The 1899-nt window shown below is 68.2% G+C and carries 1 protein-coding gene; it reads right to left on the bottom strand.

The genetic code is table 11. The features are described 5' to 3' along the window. Positions 1–1514, bottom strand: a 1514-nt coding sequence (locus IM708_RS20860) for a caspase family protein (protein ID WP_209428470.1), incomplete at its 3' end; no start/stop codon positions are given. Positions 1515–1899 lie beyond the last annotated feature (385 nt).

The following is a 1899-nucleotide window of genomic DNA, read 5'->3' as shown; positions in this document are numbered from 1 at the left end:
TCCTCCATCATGGAAGCGAACCACGAGAAGGACCCCTCGGGGGCCTCCTCGGCGATCCTGAGGTGCGTGAAGAACGTCTGCGCGTCCGTGATCATCCGATCCGACAGGTCGGAGATCCCGCGGCTCGACGAGAAGCGCGGCTTCAACTCGTCCGCGATCCAGTCCGACAGGTGACGGTCGGCCAGAATGATGAGGTCGCCGTAATAGGTCCGGCTACCGTCGAGATCGGCGGCGACGTCCTCTCGGATCTGCTCGATCTGCGCGACCTCGGAACGCATTCGCTCAAGCGCGGGCTGGGCTTCGGGATCGTCGGAGAAACGGGTTTCGGCGGTGCGCAGGCTCTCCGATGCGGACCGCAGCGACTCCTCCACGGCGGCGAAGCGCTGGAGATCGTTCTTGAGGATGCCGGCGGTATAGGTGCCGATAAAGACGGCCTTGCCCGCCGCCGCCTCCATCAAGGCGTCGAGGTCGCGCGCGCCGGCCGGCTGGGCGGTCTGCCAGCGCGCAAAGGCCCGCCGGACCTCGCCGGCGCTGCCCTCTGTGGCGCCCGGCACCATGTAGCCCAGCAGTTGCAGCGCCGCTTCGGCGCCCGGCAGTTCGGCATCATCCAGCCCCTCGGCTTCCGGCGCGTTGCCCTCGAGCCCGTCGATGCGGAGCTCGGCGACGATTGCGTAGAGGCCGCCCGGGAACCGGTCGAGATAGCCGCGATAGTCCTGCGTCGTGCCTCCGGCGACCGCCTCGCGCCAGACGCGCAGTTCGTCGCCCGGGTCCAGCGGCTCCGGCAGCGCGGCGAGGTAGTGCTCGCCGAGCACGGCTTCCTCGACCCACGGCACCTGCAAGCCGCGCGTTGCGCGGACAACATCCTGCCGCACGCGGCCGAACATGATGCGCACGTCGATCCCCGGCGTCTCGACATGTTCGAGAAGCGCCTCGGTGAAGGTGCTGTTCTCGCCCAGACCATCGGCAGCCACGTTGCCGGGATCGGTCGCGTAGGCCACAAGTGTGCCGACGCCGCCAGAAACGGGCGCGAGCCCGGACTCCCCGACCTCGCCGGCGAAGGGATTGTCGCGGCACGAATCCAGCACCACCAGCGACAGGCCGGCCCCCAGGTCGTCGACCGCAGCGAGGACGTCGGTGAGCGTGACGCTCGCCTGCGTGAGCCCGGGCGCCGAAGGCACTTCCAGATCGACACCGATCAGGAAGTTTTCCCGCCCTACCTGCACGGCGTGCCCGGCGAAGAAGACCATCGCGATGTCGGCCCCCTCGGCCTCGTCGCGCAGCCACGCCAATGCATTAAGCATCTGCTCCCGGCTCTGATTGATTTCGCCGCGCACCGTGAAGTCCAGCCGCGTCAGGGCCTCGCCCAATGCGCGGACGTCGTTTCCGGGGTTTAGCAGGGCGAGCGCCGGGTCGTTGTACTCCGCATTCCCGATCAGCAGGGCGACGCGCCCCTCTGCGGCGGCCTGAACGGGAGAAAGCAGCACTGCGACGAGGATCGGCAGGATGAAACGCATCGCGCGGCTCCGATCGCTGGGGTGCGGTTTCGATCGCCCCGTGAGTGTCGCAATCATGGCGGCCTCGGTCAAGACGGTGTCCCTGGCGCCGCGCCCGAGACAGCCCGCTCCGCCCGATAGCCGGATCTTGCGCCGCCACAGAGAAGCTGCCGCCGGGGACCATGTTGAGCACGCCGGAGACAGGTCACAGCACTGGATGGCAGCAAACATGGCCGCGCGCGATGACCCATATTCACGCGTGTTCCTCGCAGTCGCCACCGCAACCGGGTGGTGGTCAGCTGGAGCCAACGCGGCTTCGTACCTCCGGCGACCAAGACGTCGAGCTGCAAGCGAGGCTCCCAAAACCGCCGACGGGCCTACCGGTGCCGCATCACCCTCAACCAGA

It is taken from the genome of Pararhodobacter sp. SW119, from assembly GCF_017811755.1.
Classification (GTDB): Bacteria; Pseudomonadota; Alphaproteobacteria; order Rhodobacterales; family Rhodobacteraceae; genus Pararhodobacter.
The sequence above is the reverse complement of the archived record's forward strand: the minus strand, read 5'-3'. Positions and strand labels throughout refer to the sequence as shown.